This window comes from Loktanella sp. 3ANDIMAR09 (assembly GCF_001420005.1).
In the GTDB taxonomy this organism is placed as follows: Bacteria; Pseudomonadota; Alphaproteobacteria; order Rhodobacterales; family Rhodobacteraceae; genus Loktanella.
On the sequence record NZ_LJAK01000012.1, the window covers coordinates 77,182 to 95,264 of the forward strand.

Genomic DNA, 18,083 nt, shown 5'->3' on the forward strand with positions numbered 1-18,083 from the left:
CTGATGAAACGTCCTCATGCGTATCATGCTGAATGGACAAGCCTTGCGGCTTGGGTCACGGTTGTCCGAATGAAGCAACGTGATCAATTGACCGACCTTGCGCACCTCTGGGGTGCACGACCCGCAACCGATACGGATTGGGATTTCGCGATCTGGTCCCCGGACCGCGACAGCCTTGACCTGATGCTGAACGGGGTCACCCACCCCATGACGCGGGACGCGGGCGGTGTGTTTCGCGCCCGACTGCCCGCCCGCGCCGGTGACAGCTATGGCTACATGCTGGATGGCCAGCCGGTCCCGGATCCCGCGTCGCGCAGGCAGGCCGGCGGCGTGCATGATCTGTCGATGCTCACACGACCGCCACAGGCCCCATCGCCCTGGATCGGGCGTGACTGGGCCGAGGCGGTGATCTGCGAAATCCACATCGGCACGTTCACCGAACCGGGGACGTTTCAGGCCGCAGCAGAAAAGCTGGGCGACCTTGCAGCCGTCGGAATCAACACGGTCGAAGTCATGCCCATTGCCCAGTTCGGCGGGAACCACGGCTGGGGTTATGACGGGGTGCTGCCCAACGCGGTGCATCCGGCCTATGGCACGCCTCAGGATTTCGCCAACTTTGTCGCTGTCGCCCATGATCTGGGGATCAGCGTCATTCTGGACGTGGTCTATAACCACTTTGGCCCTGACGGTGCCTATATCCACGGGCTGACGCCTGCGTTTTTCGACCACGGGCGCAGCACGCCCTGGGGCCCGGCGGTGGATTTTACCCAAGACCCGGTGCGGGCATTCTTTTTCCAGAACGCGGCGATGTGGGTGAACGATTTCGGCGTCGACGGGTTCCGGTTCGACGCGGTGCACCAGTTGGTCGACCCCAGCCCCGTGCCGTTCTTTCACGCCCTGACCGCAGGTCTGCGCGCGATGGATGCGGGACGGCCCCTGCATCTGATTGCCGAGGATGAACGCAACCTGACCACTGACCGCGACGCCGGTCGCATCGACGCCCAGTGGAACGACGATTTTCACCACGCGGTCCACTGCCTGCTGACCGGCGAGAGCGAGGGTTATTACCGCAACTATGCCGCCGACCCGATGGCCGATCTGACACGCGCCCTTGCCGAAGGTCAGGTCGAACAGGGCCAGCCTCGTGTCGGCGCCTCACGTGGCGCGCCGTCAAGGCATCTGCCGGCCAGCGCCTTTGTGAACGCCAACCAGACCCACGACCAGATCGGAAACCGCGCCCTTGGCGACCGGCTTATCACCCTGGCGGGTGCCGATGCGATGCGTATTGCGCATGCCCTGCTGCTGACAGCGCCCTATGTGCCGATGCTGTTTCAGGGCGAAGAAATCGGGTCGCGCAAGCCGTTCCCGTTCTTTTGCGATTTCAGTGGTGATCTGGCGGATGCCGTGCGCAAAGGTCGCAAGGCCGAGTTCGCCGATTTCGACGGGTTCAAGGGCGATCTGCCGGACCCCTTGGCCGCCGCTACCCGCGACATGGCCCGCCCCTATGACGACCCGCCCGATGATGCGGGGGAATGGTCGCGCCTGACGGCGCGTCTGCTGGGCTGGCGCGCGACGCAGGTGATGCCGCTGGTGCGCAGTGACGGCGCGCAGCCCGCCCGCGTCAGGACAACAGGAACCCGTTCCGCAGTCGCGAGTTGGGGCTACAATGGGGGACATCTTTACGTGGCATTTCATTTCGACCGCATGCCGGACACGCCGCATCTGTGGCCTGACACCGATATGCGGCTGACGTTGGGTGCGCCGGACAGACCCTTTGGCTTTTGCACATGGACGACACCCGCATGATCCCAGTCACCGCGACCTACCGCCTGCAATTGCGCGAAGATGTGACATTTGACGCGGCCATCGCATTCCTGCCGCATCTGGCAACGCTGGGGATCAGTCACCTGTATCTGTCACCGATCTTTGCCGCGCAGGCGGGGTCGACTCATGGGTATGACGTGATCGATGCCAATGTGATCGACCCTGTTCTGGGTGGCGAGGCCGGGTTCGAGAGGTTGGCGGCAGCCGCCGCGTCGCATGGCATCGGCATCATCATTGATATCGTGCCCAATCACATGGCGTTTTCGTTGCAGACACCCTGGCTGCGGGACGTGCTACGTCACGGTCAGGACAGCACCTATGCCCGTCACTTCGACATCAACTGGTCGGACAAGCTGGTCCTGCCGTTTCTGACGGAATCCTTTGCCGATGCGCTGTCGGGGGGGCGGGTCGGCATTGGCCAGGCCGAGGACGGGCCGGTGATGACGGTGGGCGATGGTCTGGCCATTCCGATTGCGCCGGGCACGGCCTCGGCTGATCTGGGTGCACTGCACGCCGCACAGGCCTGGCGCCTGACCCGCTGGGAACGCGAACGCGATAGCATCACGCATCGTCGGTTTTTCAATGTCACCGGCCTGATCGGGATGCGGGTCGAGGACGAACAGGTGTTCGGCGACATGCACGCAAAGACGTTCGATCTGATCGACCGCGGACTGGTGCAGGGGCTGCGTCTGGATCACATCGACGGGCTGGCTGACCCGGGCGGTTATCTGCGGCGGTTGCAGGCGCGGGTCGGGGATTGTCCGATCTGGGTAGAAAAGATCCTGACCGGCGACGAGGCGTTGCCGGACTGGGGGCTGGCGGGCACCACGGGCTATGAGGCGGCGCGCAAGATGGCGCAGGTGCTGACGGACCCACAGGGCCACGCAAGGATCGTCAGCGACTGGCGCGCCGCAACAGGCGAGGCGGAGTCGTTTCACGACGCGATCCAGACCGCCAAGCACGAGGTGCTGCGGCAGGAACTGGCCGCGGAAATGCTGGACCTGATCGATCTGGGGCATCGCGCCACGCAGGCGGATGCGCGTGAACAGGGCGGCGAGGCGCTGCGCGAGGCGGTGATCGCGCTTTTGATCGCATTTCCCCGGTATAGACCCTATTTTTGCCCCAGCATTCAGCGTCCAGAGGACCTCGCGTTGATGGACAAGGTCACGACCGCGGCTGCGGCAGACCTGCGGAACGGGGCTGTCGTGCAGCAGTTGGCGGGGTTCATCACGGCCCCCGGCACCGACGCTGCCCGCGCGTTTCAGGTGCGGTTCCAGCAGGTCACGGGGGCATTGCTGGCCAAGTCGCATGAGGACACCGCCGGGTTCCGCTGGAACGCCTATCTGGCCGCGAACGAGGTCGGTGCCGATCCTGATGCCGCCACGATCACGGCGGATGGGATGCAGGACTGGCTGGACGCTCGGCAGGGCAGCGCATTGACCCTGACCTCGAGCCACGACACCAAACGGTCGGAGGATGCGCGGATGCGGCTGGTGGCGATCAGTCATCTGCCCGATGACTTTGCGGCCCTCGTGGACAGGGTCGCGGGGCTGGATGGGGCCGGGGCCGCCTGCGCGAACGACCGCTGGTATCTGACGCAAGTGGCCCTTGCGATCTGGGGCGAGGATGATCTGGACCAGCGGCTGCACGACCATGTGGTCAAGGCGCTGCGCGAGGGCAAGACCATCACGAACTGGATCTATCCCGACACTGCGGCCGAGGACCGGGTCCTGTCGCTGATCCCGATACTGACGGCCGATTGGGCGGGGGCACGGCCTGCGGCACTGATGCGGCTGATCGCCCGGGGCGAGGTGCTGTCACTGATCCAGACGGCCTTGAAACTGACCATGCCCGGTGTGCCTGACATCTACCGTGGCTGCGAGGGGCCGCATTTTGCGCTGACCGATCCCGATAACCGTCTGCCTGTCGATCTGGACGCGCTGATGACGCTGACCGCGGCACCGGGGTTCGCCGGACAAAAGGCGCGGCTAACCCATGCCCTGCTGCGCGCCCGGCGCGATGATCCGGCGTTCTGGGATGGGGCCGCCGTGCAGTTTGCCGCGACCGGTGCGGGGTTCGTGCTGACACGGGTCGGGGCAGGGGGCCGCGTGACGGTCACCTGCGATCCCAGCGGGGCCGATCTGGGGGCAGGAACGCTGATGAAAGAGGCATTGCCCGGTCTGCGCGTCGATTTTTCACCAGATTGATCTGAAACAACCGGTTGCCGTTGGATTGTCGCTGGCCCCTGGGCCACTATCTAGGCGACACAGCCACGCGCGATCACAGGGCCTGAACGGCCCGCTATTGGACAAAACCGATGACACAGCACAACAGCGCCATTGCGGCGTTCGACAGGTCCCTTGCGCGTCCCGATGCGCTGGGGGCGGACCCGCACAGCGGCGGGACGAATTTCGCGCTGTATTCGGGGAATGCGACAGCCGTCGAGCTGTGCCTGTTCGACGAAAGCGGCCAGCATGAAACCGCCCGGCTGGAACTGCCCGAAATGGAAGGCGGCATCTACTACGGGTTCCTGCCGGGCATCGGGGCAGGGCAGCGCTACGGCTACCGCGTGCATGGCCCCTATGCCCCGCACGAGGGCCACCGTTTCAACCCGAACAAGCTGTTGCTGGACCCCTACGCCAAGGCGCTGATGGGTCACATCATCTGGGACGATGCGCTGTTCGGCTACACCATCGGCGAGGATGACCTGAGTTTCGATCCACGTGACTCAGCCGCCTTTATGCCCAAGGGGGTCGTGGTCGAAAACCAGTTCGAATGGTCGGCCAAGGAAACGCTGAACCACAGGTTCAAGGACACCGTGATCTATGAGGCGCACGTCAAGGGTTTGACCATGCGCCATCCCGGCATCGCACAGGCGGACCGGGGCACCTTTGTCGCGCTGTCAGCCGATCCGATCCTCGAGCATCTGACGCACATCGGCGTCACCGCGATCGAACTGCTGCCGATCCATGCCTTTGCCCAGGATCGGCACCTGCTGGAAAAGGGGCTGTCGAATTACTGGGGCTACAACACGCTGTCGTTCTTTGCCCCGCATCAGGCCTACCTCAAGGGCTATGACATCGCAGAGGTGAAACGCGCCATCGACCGGTTCCATCAGGCGGGCATCGAGGTGATCCTGGACGTGGTGTACAACCACACCGCCGAAGGCAGCGAACTGGGGCCGACGCTGTCGTTCCGCGGTATCGACAATGCCAGTTATTATCTGGGCGCCGATGATCCGCGCTATGCCTTTGACACGACCGGCACCGGCAACACGGTGAACGTGGCGCATCCGATGGTTTTGCGTATGGTATTGGATTCATTGCGTTATTGGGTCGAAGTGATGCATGTGGACGGGTTCCGGTTCGACCTGGCCAGCACCTTGGGCCGCGAAATCACCGGATTTGAACGCGAAGGCGCGTTTTTCGCCGCGATCCGGCAGGACCCGGTGCTGAGCCGGGTCAAACTGATTGCCGAACCCTGGGATATCGGTGACGGCGGTTATCAGGTCGGCGGGTTTCCCTGGCCGTTTCGCGAATGGAACGACAAGGCCCGCGACGACATCCGGGCCTATTGGCGTGGTGACGACAGTCTGGTGCCCCGGATCAGCGAGCGGCTGTCAGGATCGCCCGTGCAGTTCGACCATGACATGCGGCCTGCGACATCCTCGATCAACTTTGTCGCGGCGCACGACGGGTTCACCCTGTGGGACACGGTCAGCTACAACGACAAGCATAATGCGGCGAATGGCGAGGATGGCCGCGACGGCCATGACCACAATATTTCCGACAACATGGGGGCAGAGGGTCCGACCGACGATCCCGCGATCCTGGCGGCACGCAGACGCCGCGTGCGCGCCATGCTGACCACGCTGGCGGTGTCGCAGGGCGTGCCGATGATCCTGGCCGGGGACGAGATGGGCCAGACCCAACAGGGCAACAACAACGCCTATTGTCAGGATAACGCACTGACCTGGATCGACTGGGAAAATGCCGATGCAACGCTGATTGCCGCGACCGCACGCGCCTTTGCCTGGCGGCGGGCGCTGGACGGTTTCGTTGACCCAAAGTTCGGCACATCCGATCCCAGCAGCGGCAAGCGGACGCTGTGGTATCACCCCGAAGGCCGCGAGATGGCAGAGGACGACTGGTCCGACGGCGGGCTGCGCGCCTTTGCCAAGCGGATCATGGGGCTGGATCATGGTGACGTTTTCATCATCCTCAACGCAGGCGAGGACGTGACCTTTGCCCTGCCAGAGGGCGCCTGGACCAAACAGCTGGACAGCAACGACGACATCGCACCTGCGCAGGTGTCGGGCGATATCGTCGTCAATCAACAGACCGTGGTGGTGCTGACCCGTGACGGTGCGGTGGCCTAGGCGGGTTTTGCCAGCATCCGGGTGACGCTGTCCTGCACCATGTCGCGGATCTGGGTCTGCATCATCGCCAGCATCAGTGGCACCTTGACCTGACCGCTGACGGCGCTGTCGGACAGGACCGAATCCACGGTGATGGTCTGGCCCATCGCCTTGATCGACAGGATCATGCCGTCATCGCCCACGCGTTCGGCCTGCACGTCGCCGCCGCCGGGAATGGCCTTTTCCAGCTTGGGGATACCGGCTAGCAGGCGGGCGGCTGCGTCTTCCTTGGGCAATGCGTGGGGGACGTTGAAATCGACAGATGGCATGGGCGATCCTTTCATGGGTGCCGCAGGATCTAGCGTGATTGGCGTGCCGCGTCACGGGTGCTGGACAGGTGACGATGCGTCGGACAGTCTGCACCGGGATGGAGGGACGATCATGGGACGATTGGACGGCAAACGCGTGCTGGTCACGGCGGCGGGGCAGGGGATCGGGCGGGCCTCTGCCATTGCGATGGCGGCCGAAGGGGCCACCGTTTTCGCCAGTGACGTGAACCCTGACTTGTTGGCGGATCTGGACGGGATCACGGCCCTGGCGCTGGATGTGCGCGATGATGCATCCGTCAGGGCGGGCGTGGCGCAGGCTCGGCCTGACGTGTTGTTCAACTGCGCGGGCATCGTCCCGCACGGGTCGGTGCTGACGGCGACCGATGACGACTGGGCCGCGACCTTTGATCTGAACGTGACGTCGATGTTTCGCACGATCCGCGCGGCGCTGCCGGGGATGCTGGACCAGGGTGCGGGCAGCATCGTGAACATGTCATCGGCCTGTTCGTCGATCATCGGCGCACCTGATCGGTTCATCTACGGCACGACCAAGGCCGCCGTGATCGGGCTTACGAAATCGGTCGCGGTCGATTTCATCACCCGCGGAATCCGCTGCAACTGCATCTGTCCGGGCACCGTCGACAGCCCCAGCTGGCAGGACCGCGTCACGGCGCTGGGGGCGGAACTGGGCAGTCGTGACGCGGCGCTGGACCGTTTCGTTCAGCGTCAGCCGATGGGCCGGGTGGCGACGGCGGCCGAAATCGCGGCCCTTGTGGTCTATCTTGCGAGCGACGAAAGTGCGTTCACCACCGGGCAACCGCATGTCATCGACGGCGGCTGGTCGGATTGATCGCAAGGGAGGACAGGCATGAAACTGGTAAGATACGGCGCGGCAGGCGCAGAGAAACCCGGCATGATCGTGGGCGATACGCTGCATGATCTGTCCGCTGTCGTGGATGACATCGCGGGGGACGTGCTGTCGGACGCAGGCCTGGCCCGGTTGCGGGCGCTTGACCCTGCTGATCTGCCGGTGGTGGCGGGCAACCCGCGTCTGGGGCCGTGTGTGGGGTCCATCGGCAAGATGCTGTGCATCGGGTTGAACTATTCCGATCACGCCGCCGAATCCGGCATGGCGATTCCCGAACACCCGATTTTGTTCATGAAGGCGACATCCGCCATCGTGGGGCCCGATGACGACGTGATGATCCCGCGCGGGTCCACGAACACCGATTGGGAGGTGGAACTGGGCGTGGTCATCGGCACACGGGCGAAACACGTCAGTGCCGCACAGGCGCTGGATCATGTCGCGGGCTATTGCATCGTCAACGATGTGTCGGAACGGCATTACCAGACCGGGCTGACGGGGCAGTGGACCAAGGGCAAGAGCTGCGACACCTTTGGCCCGACGGGGCCGTGGCTGGTCACGCGCGACGCGGTGCCCGACCCGCAGGCGCTGGACATGTGGCTGGATGTGAACGGTGTCAGGCGGCAGACCGGATCGACCGCCACGATGATTTTCACCGTGGCACAGATCATCGAACATCTGTCGGGTCTGATGACCCTGCACCCCGGTGACGTGATTTCCACTGGCACACCGCCGGGCGTGGGGATGGGGATGAAACCGCATCCCGTCTATTTGCAGGCCGGTGACGTGATGGAACTGGGGATTGCTGGACTGGGCAAACAGCGGCAGGCGCTGGTGCAAGAGGACTGACAGGGCAGGGGGCGCGGCAGGTCTGTCGCGCCCCCCTCCTTGGCCGGGTCAGTGGCTGTCGCGCGGCAACCCCTTGCGCGAGATGTCGCGGTGATCGGTCGTGCCGCGCAGGGTCATGCCCTCTGACAGCGGTTCGACCAGATCGCGGAAAATGTCCTGCCACGGCGACTGGCTGGCCGGGATCGGATAGCCGCCCTTTGCGATCAGTGCGTCGCGCCGGGCGGTCAGTTCATCCTCTGGCACCAGGATATTGGCCGAAAAGGTGTTCAGGTCGATGCGGATGCGGTCACCGGTTTGCAGCAGCGCCAGGCCACCGTTGTCCGCCGCCTCGGGCGAGGCATTCAGGATCGAGGGGCTGCCGGATGTGCCCGACTGGCGTCCGTCACCGATGCAGGGCAGGGCGTGGATGCCCTGTTTTATCAGGTAATTTGGTGGGCGCATGTTCACGACCTCGGCTGCACCGGGATAGCCCTTTGGCCCGGCACCGCGCATCACCAGGATGCAGTCGCGGTCGATGTTCTCTGCCGGATCATCGACACGGTGGTGAAAATCCTCTGGTCCGTCGAACACCACGGCGCGGCCCTCGAACGCATTGGGGTCATCCGGGTTTTCCAGATAAGCGGCACGGAATGCGGCACCGATCACGGATGTTTTCATGATCGCGCTGTCAAACAGGTTGCCCGACAGGTTGATGAACCCGGCACTGGCCATCAGGGGCAGGCTGGCGGGATGGATCACGTCGTCGTTCACGGTCCGGCGCAGACCGCAGTTGTCCTGCATCGTCCGGCCGTTGACCGTCAGCGCGTCCGGATGCGGCAGCATGTCGGCGGCGATCAATTCGCCGATCACGGCAGGCACGCCGCCTGCGCGGTGATAATCTTCGCCCAGGTATTTGCCCGAGGGTTGCAGGTTCACCAGCAGCGGCACGCGGTGGCCGACCTGTTGCCAGTCGTCGTTGGTCAGGGTGATGCCCAGATGTTTTGCAATCGCATTCAGGTGGATCGGCGCATTGGTCGATCCGCCGATGGCGGAATTCACGACAATCGCGTTTTCGAATGCCGCGCGCGTCATGACATCGGTGGGGCGCAGGTCGTCCCAGACCATATCGACGATGCGCAGGCCGGTTTCATAGCTGATCTGCCCACGTTCGCGGTAGGGGGCGGGGATCGCTGCGGCGCCGGGCAATTGCATCCCCAAAGCCTCGGCCAGTGAATTCATCGTGGTCGCAGTGCCCATCGTGTTGCAGTAGCCGACCGAAGGGGCAGAGGCGGCGGCCATGTCCATGAACTCGTCGTCGTTGATTTCGCCGGCGGCCAGCATTTCGCGGGCCTTCCAGATGACGGTGCCAGAGCCTGCGCGTTCGCCCTCGTGCCAGCCGTTCAGCATCGGGCCGACCGACAGTGCGATGGCGGGGATGTTGACGGTGGCAGCGGCCATCAGCAGGGCAGGGGTCGTCTTGTCACAGCCGATGGTCAGCACCACGCCGTCGATGGGATACCCATAAAGCGCCTCGACCAGACCGAGGTAGGCCAGGTTGCGATCCAGACTGGCGGTGGGTCGTTTGCCGGTTTCCTGAATCGGATGCACCGGAATTTCGATAGGCACGCCACCGGCGGCGATGATGCCGTCGCGCACCCGCTTAGCCAGTTCGATATGGTGGCGGTTGCACGGCGACAGGTCGCTGCCGGTCTGGGCGATCCCGATGATCGGCTTGCCGCCCTGCAATTCCGCCCGTGTCATGCCGTAGTTGAGATAGCGTTCCAGATAGAGCGCGGTCATCTCGGGGTTGTCAGGGTTGTTGAACCATTGCGCAGAGCGAAGGTCCGTTGGGGCGATCTTTGGCACGGGTGGCGTCCTTTGAATTCGGTTCGCGTGTTTTGAGCATATCGAAACACCGCTTTCCAGTGGCAGATGATAACCAGCGGTCCCGCAGTCAATGTCGGCACCCTTTGGTTGTGGAATGCCCGATGGCGGGGGCACAAGTCTGACAGGCGGATCGGCCATTGTCGCTGACCTGTGGCTTGCAACACGTGGTTGCGATCACGCTGGTGTTACCACATGGGCCAATCCCGTTGCATCGCGGCCACAATAAACCCAGCGTTGCGTGGTTTTCGTTAGTGGCGATCCGCCTTTTCGGTGTATGTCCGGAAGAAGTGCATCAAAAAGCACGGCATTGGTGGAAATCGGGCGGTACGGACCGTCGATGTTTTTAGGTAGCGGTTGAGTGGTCAGGTTGGAAAAATTCAGGTGGACCTTGTCCGCGCGTGCCAGTCGGGCTGCTGCGTTCCTGGCTTTTCTGTTGCAGATCTGCGTCGCAACGGTCGCTGGTGCGACGCCATTTACCATGACCGTACCGGGCACCGGTGTGCAGCTGCCCGCCGAATACCCTCAGGCCGGCGGTGTCGCGATCGTCATGACGGGCGTCAACGGCAACATCTACTATCAGTTCTCGAATCCTGATGGTGCCTTTGTCGGGTTTCAGAATACCGGGACACCGACGCGGTTCCGCGGCAACCCGTTCACGATCAACGACCCCATTCCGCTGGATTGCGGTTTCCGCAGCTGTACCGATTATTTCGGTGGCGCAATTGCGCGGGTGGATATCCGGTTTTCTGCGTTGGACGGTGACACGCAAGTCGGCGGGTTTGACCGCAACGACATCTTTCTGATCCTGAACGGCGTCAACGTAGGCAACTGGTCCGATGTGACGACCCAAGCCACGAACGAGGCCGGCACGACCAGCTTCAGCACGCAGCAGGGTTTCGGCAACAACACATTTGACACGGGCTGGTTTTCCAGCACGAACGCGGCTCTGTTGGGAAATATCCTGCAAGCCAACCAGACGGTGACGCAGGTTTTCGATCGCGACCCCAACGATAACTTTTGGGACTTCACCCGTGGCAATTCATTGCCCCAGGATGACATTCGGACGATCGCGCCGGGCTACGAGTTCGAAAAGATCATCGACAGCGCAGACCTGACCTATGCGCAGGTCGGTGACATCATCGACTACAGCTATGTCGTGCGAAACATCGGGTCGGTGGATATCGACGACATCACGGTCGAGGATGATCGCATCCCGAACGTGGTTTGTCCCGCACCGCCGCAGAATTCACTGCGGCGGACACGCGGCGGCGATCCCACCGCAAACGAGCTGACCTGTACGGGCACCTACCGTATCACGCAGGCCGATATCGACGCAGGGCAGGTCACCAACATCGCATCCGCCAACGGCACCCCCGAATTCGGTGAGCTGGGTGAGGTGACGGATACCGCCACCACCACCGGCCCCGCGCTGGTCAACACGATCACGCTGGACAAGGTCGGCGCGCCCGATCCCTTTGGTCCGGTCGGGTCGCAGGTGACCTATACGCTGACCGCGACCAACACTGGCACCAGCACCTTGCGCGATGTGCTGATCACCGATCCGCGCACGCCGGGCCAGACCTGCACGTTCCCGACGTTGCTGCCGCTGTCGGCGGACAATGCCACCAATACCGCCAGCTGCACCGTCACCTATACGGTGACACAGGCGGATGTGGATGCATTCGCCCTGAACGGGACGACACTGGACAACACCGCGACCGTTCGCGCCACGCCGCCCAACGGGCCCGCGATTACCGCCACGGCATCGGATGCGCTGCCGGGTCAGCCTGCGGTGGTCAGCCTGACGCTGGTGAAATCCGCGCTGCAATCGACTTATGACGCCGTGGGCGACGTGATCGACTACCGGTTTACGATCAACAACACCGGGACCGTCACATGGCCCGGCCCGCCGACCCTGACCGATACGCTGACGGGCGGTGCCAGCTGTCCTGCCGGCCCCGTCGCACCGGGCGGCACGGTGGTCTGCGAGGCCAGCTATACCATTTTGCAAGCCGACCTCGACGCGGGCGTGCGCCCGAACGAGGCGACGGCCGCCATCACCGTGGCGGGCCAGACCGCACAGGCGACGGATGATGTGACAGTCACCGCCGTCGTGACGACGGGTCTGACCCTGTCCAAGGCGTTGCAAGCCGGATCGCCCAATACCTTTGACGCGCCGGGCGTGGTGCTGACCTATAATTTCGTCCTGACCAATACCGGGACCGTGACGCTGACAAACCCCGTGGTGGATGACGCGACCACGGCACCGACTGTGACGCCCGTGCCTGTTACCTGTCCCGCCGGTCCCATCGCGCCGGGCGGCACGCTGACCTGTAGCGCGGATTACGCGGTGACGCAGGCGGATCTGGATGCAGGTGCCGTGTCCAACACCGCAACCGCCGCAGCCACGGCACCACCGGGCGCGGGTGGCGGTCAGGTCCTGTCCGGCCCGCAAAGCCTGACGGTGACCGCCGAACGCCGCCCTGCGCTGAATATTGTCAAAACCGCACCGACCCTGACCGCGTTGCAATTCTCTGCGCTGCCGGTGGTGACCTATACCTATGACGTGACGAACAGCGGCAACGTCACGATCCCCGGCCCGATCACCGTGACCGATGACAAACTGTCGCCACAGACGTTCACCTGCACCGGGGCCGCGATTGCGGTGGGTGACAGCGTGCAGTGTACGGCCACCTATCAGGTCACGCCGACGGACGTGGCGCGACAGTCCGTCCGCAACACCGCCTTTGCCACGGGTGGCGACGGGACGGTGTCGAACACGGATGACGCTGTCATCGCGCCGGCTGGCCGTCTGGATATCCAGCTGGAAAAACAGGCCGTGACGACGGATTTTGCGGCGGTCGGTGATCCGGTCGATTTCACGCTGACCTTTACCAACACCGGTGATTTCACACTCTTTCCCGAAACCGATAGCAGCGCGCTTGACCGGTATGAACTGACCGACCCCGGTGTGTCGGGTCTGGACAGTTGCATCATCCCGAACCCGCTCTTTCCCCAGGGCGGGGCACAGACACCGACGCAATTCACATGCACCGTCACCCGCATCATCACCCAGGCGGATGTCGATGCGGGCAGCTATACCAACACCGCATTCCTGACGATGATCTACAATCAGGGGCAGGTGAACGAGGAAACGCAGGTTGTTCCGCCCGCCTCTGACACTGTTCCACTGAATGCCAATGTGGTCCCCAGCTTTACCCTGACCAAGACGGCGACCAATGATTACGGCGCGGTTGGCGACACCATCAATTACGATTTCGAGGTCACGAATACCTCGGTCCTGACGCTGACCAATGTGGTGCTGACCGACCCCAAGATCGGGTCGATCAGTTGCGTGGGGTCCGCCACCGCGAATGAGACGGGCACCATCGCCCCCGGTGCCAGCGCGCTGTGCACCGGCAGCTATGAGGTGACGCAGGCCGATCTGGATGCAGAGCAGGTCGTGAACACCGTGTCCGCGCTGGCGCAGACACAGGCCGCCGGATCGGTGACGCAGACCGCACAAGAGATCACGCCGATCGACCCCGCCGCCGCGACCCGCGCGCTGTCCCTGACCAAGATCGTGACCGTGCGCGAAACCGGGGATGCGACATTCACCGCACCGGGACAAACGGCCGACTACAGCTTTGTCGTGGAAAACACTGGCAACCTGACGCTGGACAATATCGCCGTGGTAGATGCCGATCTGGGCTACACCTGTCAGATACCGACGTTGGCGCCCGGTGCGACGGATACCGCCACCTGTTCCGCCTCGCGCGTGTTGACGCAGGCCGATTTCGATGCCGGGTCCTATCAGAACGACGCCGTGGCACGGGCTGCCGGGGCCGATGATGCACCCGCCAGCGCGACGGCCACGGCGCAGGGCCGTATCGCCAGCTTTGATTTCGTGAAGTCGGCACCTGCCAGCTTTGCCGTGGCGGGCGAGGTGGTGGATTTCGTCTTTGCGTTCACCAACACCGGCACGGTCACGCTCACCGATATCACCATCGTCGATCCGTTGCTGGGTGTGGCCTACGCGTGCGAGATCACCAGTATTGCGCCCGGTGTCACGGACAACAGCTGCTTTGGCAGTTACGAGGTGCAGCCTGCCGATGTGGATGCAGGCCAGATTCAGAACGATGCCAGCTTTACCGGGGTGGGTCTGGATGGCGCACCGATTTCCGGGGATGACACGGTCATCGTGACCGGCCCCGCCGAGGCACCGGCATTGACCGTGACCAAGGTCGAGGATGACGGCACCGGCACATTCGACAACCTGCCCGCCACGGAAAGCTACAGCTTTGTCGTGACGAACACCGGCAACGTGACGCTGACCGATCTGTCGCTGGTGGATGATCTGACCGGGTTTTCCTGTGCGCTGCCCGATCTGGCGGCCGGTGCCGCGACAAGCCTGTGTGCAGATGGCGCGCCACTGACCGACAGTTACACGGTCCTGCAAACGGACATTGACGCGGGCGCGCTGGAAAACACCGCGACCGCGACGGGCCGGACCACACGCGGGGCAGGGGTGCCGGTCGAGGCCTCTGATACCGTGACGCTGCAAGGTCCGGCGCAATTGCCCGTCATCAGCATGGTGAAAACCGCAACCGCCGGGGCGGGCTTCTCGGCCCTGGGTGATACGGTCAGCTATGACTATACCGTCACGAACGATGGCAACATCACGCTGACGGCACCGATCACGGTGACGGATGACCGGGTCACGGTCAGCTGTCCGGCCCTGCCTGCCGCAGGTCTGGCGCCCGGCGCCGACATCGTCTGCACGGCCACCGATACGGTCGATCAGGCGGATCTGGACGCGGGCGAGATCGTGAACACCGCGACGGCCAATGTGCGCCAGCCGGTCAGCCCCTCTGCCACCTATCCGGGCGGTGTGGCCGAGGTGTCGTCAAACACCGAAACCGTCACCGTCACTGCCGACCAGCAACCGGCACTGGCGATCACGAAACGGGTTAAGCCGGGCACGGCCACCAGTTTCGATGCACCGGGCGATCTGTCCGATCCGGGCAACCCCAACAACCTGGTCTATGAATTCATCGTCGAGAACACCGGCAACGTGACGACGACCGACCCGATCACGGTCACCGATCCGCTGATCTCTGCAACACCGCTGGTCTGCACCACCGATCCCCTGGCCCCCGGCGGAACCGTCACCTGCGAATTGCCCTATGCCCCCACCCAAGAGGATGTGGACCGCGGGTTCTTTGCCAACAGTGCTGATGCCGCGACCCGGTTCAACGGGGCACCCGTCCAGACGCCTGCCCCCGGCACCGAAACCGTCAATGCCGTGCAACGTCCCGCCCTGACCATCGTCAAGACGCTGGAAGACCTTGCGATCTTTTCGCCAGGCGAAATCGCGACCTACCGGTTCTATGTGACCAATACCGGCAACACCACGATCACCGGTCCCGTGACCGTCACCGACAACAAGATCGCGGGCCCCATCGACTGCGGGCCGGGTGATCTGGCACCGGGTGACAGCACCGCCTGTCTGGCGACCTATACCGTGACCGTGAACGACGTGAACGCAGGCAGCGTGACCAACAGCGCCAGTGCCAGCAACGGTGTTACCACGTCCGACCCGCAGTCGCTGACCATCCCCGTCGGTGCAGAACCGACCCTGTCCATCGTCAAGACCGCGCCGGGTGGTGTCTTTGCGCAGGCAGGCGATGTGATCGCCTATGAATTCCTGGTCACCAATACCTCCAGCGGGCCGATCCCGCCCGCCTTTGTGCAACCCGTCACGGTGATCGACGACAAGATCACGACCCCGATCGTCTGCCCCGTTGTGGATGGTGCCAACCCCCTCGATCCGGGTGAGAGCATCACCTGTACCGGGTCCTACACCGTTCAGCAGGCCGATCTGGATGCGGTGCGTCCGGGATTCACCCGCGGTTTCGTCATCAACAATGCCTTTGCCCGGTCGGAATTTGCAGGCGAGCTTGTCGAATCGCCCGTCGATCAGGTCATCATCACTGCCGATTCCGTGCCGCTGCTGGGTGTCGTGAAAACCGCCGAGAACCAGACCAATCCCGGTCAGGATGCCGCGGCCGGTGACGTTGTGGCATTCACCATCGTGTCACAGAACGACGGGCCGCAGACCCTGACCGATGTGCGGGTGACCGACCCGTTCCTTGGGGCCTTGAGCTGCGATATCGCGTCCCCCGTCACGCTGGCGCCCGGTGCGGCGCTGACCTGCACGGGCAGCTATACCGTGACCCAGGCTGATGTGGACGCAGGTGGTCCGATTTCCAATACCGCAGATGCGGCCGCCACCACGACGCAGGGCGAGGCTGTCAGCGGCACCGACACCACCACTTATCCGGTCGCGGCTCCTTTGCCTGCGATGCAGGTGGCCAAGGCGCTTGAACCCGGCAGCGGGCAGAACGATTACAACACCGTGGGCGAGGATCTGACGTTCCGCGTGACGGTCACGAACACCGGCAACATCACCTTGAATGACGTGGCCGTCACTGACGATCTGGTGCCGGGGACCTGTACGGTCCCGACTCTGGCACCCGGTGCCAGTGATACGTCCTGCGTGTTTGTCTATACCGTGCAACAGGCGGATATCGACCGCGGCACCATCACCAATATCGCGACCGCGCAGGCACAGCCTGCCAACCCCGGTGCGCCCGAACTGATCGAGACCGGCCAGTCCGACATCACGGGCCCTGCAGCCGAGCCGGGCGTCGGCCTGTCGAAAACCGGATCGGGCGAGGTGACGGCCTCTGACGGGTCGCCCACATTCAACCTGCCGAACCAGAGCCTGACCTATGTCTATGAGGTCGTGAACCTCGGCAACGTCACGCTGAACCAATTGCCTGCGATCACCGATGACCGGATCGACAGCGTGACCTGCGATCCGCTGCCTGCCGCTGGCCTGTTGCCCGGTGAGGTGCTGATCTGCCGTGGCAGCGATACGGTTGATCAAAATGATGTCGACGCGGGCTTCGTCACCAATATCGCGGATGTCACCGTCGCAAACGACTATGGCGGTGCGCCGCTGACCGCACAGGCGCAGGAAACCATCACGGCGACCGTCGCACCCGATCTTGCGATCACGAAAACCCCCTCGATCACCCAGAACGCCACGGCCGGGACCGAGGTGACCTATAGCTACCGCGTGCAGAACCCCGGCAATGTGACGTTGACCGACATCACGCTGACCGATTTTCACACCAGTGCGGCGGGTGTGGTGGATCTGCCGATCAGTGACGGTGGTGTGATCGCCACGCTTGCCCCGGGCGAAGAGGCGACGCTGACCGCGACCTATACGGTCACGCAGGACGACATCGACAGCGGCAATGCCGTGCGCAATACGGTGCGCGTGACATCGACTCTGCCCGGTGGCGATGCGGGCCCCGCCCCTCTGACGCGTGCGCGCGTCGATCTGGACCCGCAGCGCCCCGCGATGGAGGCGATCAAGACGATCCCCAGCTCGCCGGTGCCCCCTGTTCCGGGCAGCCAGATCACCTACCAGATCACGCTGACCAATACAGGTAATGTCACGCTGGGCGACCCCGTCCTGACCGACACGGTGCGCCGTATCAATACCGACGCGCTGGCGGGTGAACCTGCGGTGGCGCTGACGGGCGGCGATACCGGCACCCCCGGTCTGTTCGAGGTTGGTGAGGTCCGTACCTACGCGGTCAGCTATACCCTGACACAGGACGATATCGACGCAGGCGGTGTGGCCAATAGTGTGACCGCCACCGCGGATGATCCGCTTGGCAACCCGGTAACCGAGGTGTCTGACAACGGCGCGGGTGACGGCGATGATCCCACGCTCTTTGTGATAGCACCGACGCCGGCGCTGGAGGTGATCAAGGTGATCAGTCAGCCTGCCAGTGCCGTGGGCGAGACCGTGGTGTTCGAGATCACGGCCACGAACACAGGCAACGTGACGCTGCTGGATGCGGCGCTGACGGACAGCTTCACGCGGCTGGACGGAACGCCGATCCCGGCGACACCC

Annotated in this window: 7 protein-coding genes and 1 pseudogene; 6 read left to right on the plus strand and 2 right to left on the minus strand. The window is 63.7% G+C overall.

The annotated features are described in order from the left end of the window. Positions 1-69: 69 nt before the first annotated feature. The 3 genes from treZ to glgX all read left to right on the plus strand — a co-directional run bounded on the left by treZ (position 70) and on the right by glgX (position 6,202). The gene (gene treZ, locus AN189_RS15375) at positions 70-1,806 is read left to right on the plus strand and encodes a malto-oligosyltrehalose trehalohydrolase (protein ID WP_056037784.1); all 1,737 of its coding nucleotides are present in this window, start codon (positions 70-72) and stop codon (positions 1,804-1,806) included. After that, positions 1,803-4,031, plus strand: a complete 2,229-nt coding sequence (gene treY / locus AN189_RS15380) for a malto-oligosyltrehalose synthase (RefSeq protein ID WP_056037851.1) — start codon at positions 1,803-1,805, stop codon at positions 4,029-4,031. Before treZ ends, treY begins: the two co-directional genes overlap by 4 nt. A gap of 110 nt (positions 4,032-4,141) precedes the next feature. Beyond that, complete coding sequence (glgX, locus tag AN189_RS15385; RefSeq protein WP_056037786.1) at positions 4,142-6,202, plus strand: glycogen debranching protein GlgX; 2,061 nt, start codon at positions 4,142-4,144, stop codon at positions 6,200-6,202. Here the strand turns inward: glgX and AN189_RS15390 are convergent. Continuing rightward, the gene (locus tag AN189_RS15390; RefSeq protein ID WP_056037791.1) at positions 6,199-6,510 is read right to left on the minus strand and encodes a polyhydroxyalkanoic acid system family protein; all 312 of its coding nucleotides are present in this window, start codon (positions 6,508-6,510) and stop codon (positions 6,199-6,201) included. The two genes, glgX and AN189_RS15390, sit on opposite strands and share 4 nt — an antisense overlap. Positions 6,511-6,619: 109 nt before the next feature. Here AN189_RS15390 and AN189_RS15395 point away from each other — a divergent pair, with 109 nt between their 5' ends. Further along, entirely contained in the window at positions 6,620-7,360 is a 741-nt protein-coding gene (locus AN189_RS15395) for an SDR family oxidoreductase (RefSeq protein ID WP_056037854.1), read from the plus strand. 18 nt (positions 7,361-7,378) lie between these two features. After that, positions 7,379-8,224: a fumarylacetoacetate hydrolase family protein gene (locus AN189_RS15400; protein ID WP_056037794.1), complete on the plus strand. Its 846-nt coding sequence runs from the start codon at positions 7,379-7,381 to the stop codon at positions 8,222-8,224. 48 nt (positions 8,225-8,272) lie between these two features. Here AN189_RS15400 and AN189_RS15405 read toward each other — a convergent pair whose 3' ends face one another. Then, positions 8,273-10,069 carry an IlvD/Edd family dehydratase gene (locus tag AN189_RS15405; RefSeq protein ID WP_056037798.1) on the minus strand — a complete coding sequence of 599 codons (1,797 nt, stop codon included), beginning with the start codon at positions 10,067-10,069 and terminating at the stop codon, positions 8,273-8,275. Positions 10,070-10,478: 409 nt separating this feature from the next. Here AN189_RS15405 and AN189_RS15410 point away from each other — a divergent pair. Then, a pseudogene (locus tag AN189_RS15410) lies at positions 10,479-18,083 on the plus strand (DUF11 domain-containing protein); the annotation flags it as partial.

Excerpts from the sequence above, each read along its gene's own strand:
- treZ (WP_056037784.1), top strand. The coding sequence starts at position 70 with ATGAAGCAACGTGATCAATTGACCGACCTTGCGCACCTCTGGGGTGCA.
- treY (WP_056037851.1), top strand. The coding sequence starts at position 1,803 with ATGATCCCAGTCACCGCGACCTACCGCCTGCAATTGCGCGAAGATGTG.
- glgX (WP_056037786.1), top strand. The coding sequence starts at position 4,142 with ATGACACAGCACAACAGCGCCATTGCGGCGTTCGACAGGTCCCTTGCG.
- AN189_RS15390 (WP_056037791.1), bottom strand. The coding sequence starts at position 6,510 with ATGCCATCTGTCGATTTCAACGTCCCCCACGCATTGCCCAAGGAAGAC.
- AN189_RS15400 (WP_056037794.1), top strand. The coding sequence starts at position 7,379 with ATGAAACTGGTAAGATACGGCGCGGCAGGCGCAGAGAAACCCGGCATG.